This is a genomic window from Neobacillus bataviensis, from assembly GCF_019969725.1.
The window spans coordinates 217,077-223,273 of sequence record NZ_JAHXYW010000009.1; the positions used below are offsets into that span (position 1 = coordinate 217,077).

Sequence of the window (6,197 nt, forward strand, 5' to 3'; positions counted from 1 at the left end):
AAAATTCTGTCTAAAAAAAGATTAGGAGGGAAATTATATGAAACAAACCGCTTCAAAAACGTTATACGCCAAGACGTTTATTAATGGAAAATGGATTGATGGTGAAGGGGATCTCGTCACCCTTACGAGTCCCGTTGATGGAAATGTTCTTGGTTCCTACCAAAATAGTTCATTGGAACAAGTAGAGTTAGCGATTAAGAGTGCAAAAGAAGCCCAAAAAAAGTGGGCAGAGGTTCCATTATTGGATAAATTGGATTTACTGCAAAAAGCCCATGAAATTGGAATGAAATACGGGGAAGAAATGGCCCGAGCGATTACATTGGAAATGGGGAAAACGATTACCGAGGCACGGGAAGAAGTGTATGAACTCGGGATATCCAATATTGAACATACGATTGGGGAAGTCCAGCGTTTTAGAGGATGGACCTTGCCAAGTACATTTGAAAGAACCAATAATAAGAGAATCTATGTTACCCATGCCCCAATCGGAGTGATTAGTGCCATTACACCTTGGAATTTTCCGATATCGCTGGCAGCTGAGATTATCCCTTATGCTTTGGCGGTCGGCAATACCATCGTCTTCAAACCATCTGAAACGACCCCATTTAGTGGAGAATGGTTTGTGAGGCTTTTTGATGAAGCCGGTTTTCCGCCGGGAGTAATCAACTTGGTCCATGGGAAAGGGGATGTCGGCAATAAATTGGTCACTCATCAAGATGTCCGGGGTGTCTGTTTCACAGGAAGTGCGGCGGTTGGAGAAAAAATTGCCCAAGCGGCAGGGTTAAGAAGAACGTTATTGGAGCTTGGCGGAAACGGTCCGCAAATTGTCATGGAGGATGCAAATCTAGAAGAGGCGGTAGAAGCTGCGGTTAATGGTTGTTTTTATAATGCCGGCCAGGTATGTACAGCAGCGGAACGTATTCTCGTTCATGAAAGTGTCCATGATGAATTTGTCCAGTTATTAATCGAAAGAACGAAAAAAATCCGATTGGGCAATCCCTTAGAAGATGACACGCAAATGGGGCCATTATCGAGTCAAAACATTGTGAATAAGATGAATGAACATATTGAAGATGCCGTAAGCAAGGGAGCCCATGTGGTTTATGGGGGAGGTCATGACGGTCTCTACTACAAACCTACCATTCTTATCAATTGCAATCAATCCATGCTTCTTGGAAAAGATGAAACGTTTGGCCCGATTGCTCCCATTATTAAATTCAGAACCAGGGATGAAGCCGTTGAGATTGCTAATGATACTCAGTATGGCTTAACCTCTTCTGTCTTTACATCGAACCTGGAAGATGCCTGGTATATGGCCGATCATCTTGAGCATGGCACGGTTCATATCAATGAATCTACCAACTACTGGGATTTCCTTGCTCCATTTGGCGGAATGAAAAATAGTGGCAATGGAAGGAATTTGGGTCAGTGGGTTTTCCAACACTTGACTGAGATTAAACAAATTACCTTTGACCCGTCCAAAACGAAGAAAAGGTAAGAATATATAGAAATACCAGTTGCTTCCATTTTATTTGTGGAGGTAACTGGTTTTTTCGATTATGGATGTAAACTACATATCTCAAAAAATAACAGAGGGGGGCAGGGATATGAATCTTGAATATCAGACGACTAACACCATATTGAGTCAGACGACATTAGGAGAAGTGAAAGATTTAGTTAAGCATTTATCATTTCCTTTAATAATTGTTGATTATAACCACGAAATCCAGGGGATCGTCAAGGAGGAGCATTTTTGGAGAGGGGCTGCTCTACATGGCTGGGGTGAAAAAGTAGACAAATATATCGACCCTGATTTTCGCGTTTATGATTCATGGAACCAAATGCTTTCTGAAAATGGGCAGTGGTGTACCTATTCGATTTTAAAAGAGAATCACCAGGTTCAACTATATTCAAAGGAATTTTTACTAAAATATAGATATGAAGAATTAAAAAAGGTTTTTGATAAGGCTGAAGAGATGCTTAAAGAGGCGAAACAGGAAAATAAGGATTTTCTTCAAATCATAAACGCTTCCTATGACGAAATTTTCGTCACGAATGGCGAGGGTGATGTTTTATTCGTGAGTGAAGCCAGCAAAAAAGTAACCGGTTATCCACCTGAAATTTTTATAGGAAAAAATATGGTTGATTTGGTTGAAGAAGGGATTATAACTAATTCTGTGACCTTGAAAGTATTAAAATCTCACAGGACCGAAACGGTTGAGCAGGAGTATGAAAATGGCAGGAAAGTGATTGTAACTGGAAAGCCTATTTTTTCTCAAGATGGGAAGCTTCATCGGGTGATGATCAATACACGGGATATTACGGAATTAATCGAATTACAAAATAAGCTCGACGTGGCGCATGCAATTATGAAAAAAAAGAATGTTTCTTTTACAAAAGAAGGGAATTTGATTACAAGATCAAGGCAATTGAACAAAATTCTTGAATTAATGGAGAGAGTGGCACCTCTTGATTCGTCCATCTTAATAGAAGGAGAATCCGGAGTCGGGAAAGGGGTCCTCGCCAAATTTATTCATGATCTAAGCCCTAGAAAAAATAAAGAGTTTGTTCAAGTCAATTGTGGTGCCATACCCATTTCTTTAATTGAATCAGAATTGTTTGGGTATGAAGGAGGGGCATATACCGGAGCAAAAAAAGGCGGCAAAAAAGGATTGGTTGAGTTAGCGGACGGCGGGACTTTATTTTTAGATGAAATTGGGGAGCTTCCTTTGGATGTCCAGGTAAAATTACTGAATCTAGTTCAAGATAAAGTCTTTAAACGCTTAGGCGGGAATATAAGTAAAAGAGTGGATATTCGAATCGTTGCCGCTACGAACCGCCATTTAAAGAGTATGGTAAAGTCGGGGAAATTCCGTGAAGATTTATATTATCGTTTACATGTTGTTCCTGTTAATATTCCTCCTTTAAGGGAAAGAAAAGAAGATATTGAACTCTTGGTGCAGCGTTTTCTTTTTAAATACAATAAAGATTATCATTTAGATATCTCTTTTGACGAATCTGTTATTGATGCTTTAACGGAATATGACTGGCCGGGGAATATAAGAGAATTAGAGAATTTAGTCGAACAGCTGGTGGTAACCTCCCAAAACCAACTGATCCATGCAGATGATTTACCTTCCTATTTACAACCTAAGAAGAAGGAAGAGTCTGTATCAGCAAAGGGAATTATTCCTCTTAAGCAGGCAGTGGAAGAAGTTGAAAGGCAAATACTAAGACATGCCTTAAAAAAGTACCATTCTTCAAGAAAAATCGCGCATGCTCTTGAGGTCAATCAAACGACGATTATAAGGAAGTTGAAAAAGTATAATATGAATGTTCATTTAGAAGAATAAAAAACTTGAACTATTCAGAATATTCCTGTAAGATAAGAATAAGCTTCATCCTATCCGCCAAAAACAGCTGAGGGCAGTGAAGTATAACCTTTTAAACATCTGAATATTTGACTGATCAGGTTCCACTCCCAACCGTAGCAGGTTGGTTACAATGGATCGTAAAGCCAGTCCAATCCACAATTAATGTGTATTTGGGCTGGCTTTTTTATGTTTTTTAAAAGAAAACAAGGAGGTGGCATTTTGGGAGGAGCATTGGAAGGGGTTAAAGTATTGGATTTAACAAGAGTACTGGCTGGACCTTATTGTACGATGATTTTGGCAGACCTTGGTGCAGATGTGATCAAGGTAGAAGGCCCGGCCGGCAGCGATGAAACGCGGAGCTGGGGGCCTCCATTTCAAAATGGTGTAAGTGCCTATTATCTCTGTGCCAATCGAAATAAGCGAAGCCTCACGGTCAATCTAAAAACGGAGGAGGGAAGAGAAATTATTCGGACATTGGCAAAGGATGCTGATGTTCTCATCCACAATTTTAAAACGGGTTCTATGGAAAAATGGCTGCTAGACTATGATACGTTGCAAAAAATGAACCCAAGGTTAGTGTATTGTTCCATTACTGGATTCGGGGAAACAGGGCCTTTCCGTCATTTACCCGGATATGACTATATCATCCAGGGAATGAGCGGACTTATGAGTATAACCGGTAGTGAAGAGAGTGGGCCTATAAAAATTGGCGTCGCAATGGTTGATATTTTGACAGGTTTATATTCTGCCATTTCTATTGAAGCGGCCCTATTTGAAAGGGAAAAGTCCGGTCAAGGTCAAAAAATAGACATGGCACTCATGGATACGGCGGTCAGCTCGCTGGCGAATGTCGCCAGTAATTATCTGATTTCAGGAAAAGTGCCGCAAAGATTGGGAAATGACCACCCGAATATCGTCCCGTATTCCTTATTTAAAGCATTAGATGGTGAAATGATTATCGCAGTCGGAAATAACCGCCAGTTTACTACCTTATGTGAAGTGGTGGGAAATAAAGAGCTAGCTGAGGATGAAAAATTCAGTACCAATGAAGCCAGAGTTAAAAATAGGGCTGAACTTACGAGAATATTAGAAAATCTGCTTCACGCTAAAACAGTAAATGAATGGCTGGAGCTATTCTCGGAAAAGAACATCCCATGTGGTCCTATTCATTCCATGGATCAAGTGTTCGAACACCCACAGATACTCGCCCGGGAAATGGTCGTTGGCGTGGATCACCCGGAAGCAGGGCCCGTAAACCTGGTTGGATCACCTATCAAACTATCTAGGACCAAGGTGAACATAGAAAGACACCCTCCTATTGCAGGGGAACATAACAATGAGATCCTTCAACAAGCCGGTTTTTCCGAAGAAGAAATAACCCGATTAAAAGAGAACAAAATCATTTAAAACTATAAAAATCCAGGAGGTATGAGGTCATGAATTTTGATTTCACAGAAGAACAAGAGATGTTAAGAAAAATGGTAAGAAGTTTTGTAGATAAGGAAATTATCCCAAATATGAAGGAATGGGATGAACAAGGGAAATTTGATCCTGTCATCTGGAAACGTTTAAGAGATTTAGACCTGATGGGGGTTTGTATCCCTGAACAATATGGCGGCAGTGGTATGGATTATAATTCACTTGCAATTGTTTGTGAAGAGCTTGAAAGAGGCGACACTGCTTTTCGCACCGCAGTTTCCGTTCATATCGGTTTAAATAGCTTGACCCTATTGCAATGGGGAACAGAGGAACAAAAACAGAAATATCTCGTGCCGCAGGCCAGAGGTGAAAAAATCGGGGCTTTTGGATTAACCGAACCGGGAGCTGGATCAGATGTTGCATCCCTAGCGACCACGGCTATAAGAGACGGTAATGAATACATTCTAAATGGGTCCAAAACATGGATCTCTTTATGTGACATTGCGGATCATTTTATTGTATTTGCTTATACGGATAAAGAGAAAAAACATCATGGCATTTCCGCTTTTATCGTGGAACGGACCATGGCAGGCTTTTCATCCAAAGCCATAAAAGGGAAGCTGGGAATTCGATCTGGCAATACAGGTGAATTGTTCTTTGATCAGGTAAGGGTTCCTAAGGAAAATTTATTAGGTCAGGAGGGGGAAGGCTTTAAAATTGCCATGGCTGCATTAGATAATGGCCGCTTCACAGTTGCCGCAGGAGCCGTTGGCCAGATTATGGCTTGCATAGAGGAAAGTGTAAACTACTGTCATGAACGAAAAACCTTCGGGAAAGAAATTGGAAAACATCAGCTTGTTCAGCAAATGATTGCCAACATGGAGGCTGGATTTCAAATGAGCCGTTTATTGGTTTACCGGGCGGGCGAGCTTAAAAACAAAGGGAAGCGGAATACCAGGGAAACTTCCCTTGCAAAATGGCAGGCATGTGATTTTGCGAATAAGGCGGCTGACGATGCCGTTCAAATTCATGGGGCATACGGATTTTCAAGTGAATATCCTGTTGAACGTTTCCTTAGAAACTCAAAAGCCCCTGTTATTTATGAAGGAACGAGGGAAATTCATACAATTATGCAGGCAGAATATGTTCTTGGTTACCGTGAAGATAAAGTTTTAAACCATGCGCTGCCTGCCTGGCCATATGAAATAGAAACGGTTAAAAACTGATAAGAAAAAAAGAATCTGCCTAGGCGATTTCAGTGAAAAAGGGCTCCTTTCTGATGTGACCCCCAAAAGTTAGAGTTTTATATTAAGCAGCTAATTGGCTGGTATGGGTACGGTATTGAACCGGACTCATGCCTGCCAATTTTTGCTTTATACGCTTGTTATTATAGTAATTGATATA

The 6,197-nt window shown here is 40.7% G+C and carries 5 protein-coding genes; 4 read left to right on the plus strand and 1 reads right to left on the minus strand.

The window, feature by feature from the left end; genetic code table 11:
• Window positions 1-37 precede the first annotated feature (37 nt).
• The 4 genes from LC455_RS21565 to LC455_RS21580 all read left to right on the plus strand — a co-directional run bounded on the left by LC455_RS21565 (window position 38) and on the right by LC455_RS21580 (window position 6,019).
• The gene (locus LC455_RS21565; RefSeq protein ID WP_223593841.1) at window positions 38-1,498 is read left to right on the plus strand and encodes an aldehyde dehydrogenase family protein; all 1,461 of its coding nucleotides are present in this window, start codon (window positions 38-40) and stop codon (window positions 1,496-1,498) included.
• Between the two features lie 109 nt (window positions 1,499-1,607).
• On the plus strand, window positions 1,608-3,353 hold the full coding sequence (locus tag LC455_RS21570) for a sigma-54 interaction domain-containing protein (RefSeq protein WP_223593843.1): 1,746 nt from the start codon (window positions 1,608-1,610) through the stop codon (window positions 3,351-3,353).
• Window positions 3,354-3,593: 240 nt separating this feature from the next.
• A complete protein-coding gene (locus LC455_RS21575) occupies window positions 3,594-4,781 on the plus strand; it encodes a CaiB/BaiF CoA transferase family protein (protein WP_223593845.1) in 1,188 nt (395 codons plus the stop codon).
• Window positions 4,782-4,810: 29 nt separating this feature from the next.
• Window positions 4,811-6,019 (plus strand): acyl-CoA dehydrogenase family protein, encoded by a 1,209-nt coding sequence (locus tag LC455_RS21580; protein WP_223593846.1) that lies wholly within the window; start codon window positions 4,811-4,813, stop codon window positions 6,017-6,019.
• An 82-nt stretch (window positions 6,020-6,101) separates the two neighbouring features.
• Here LC455_RS21580 and LC455_RS21585 read toward each other — a convergent pair.
• On the minus strand, window positions 6,102-6,197 hold a 96-nt coding region (locus LC455_RS21585), incomplete at its 5' end, for an IS3 family transposase (RefSeq protein ID WP_223591631.1).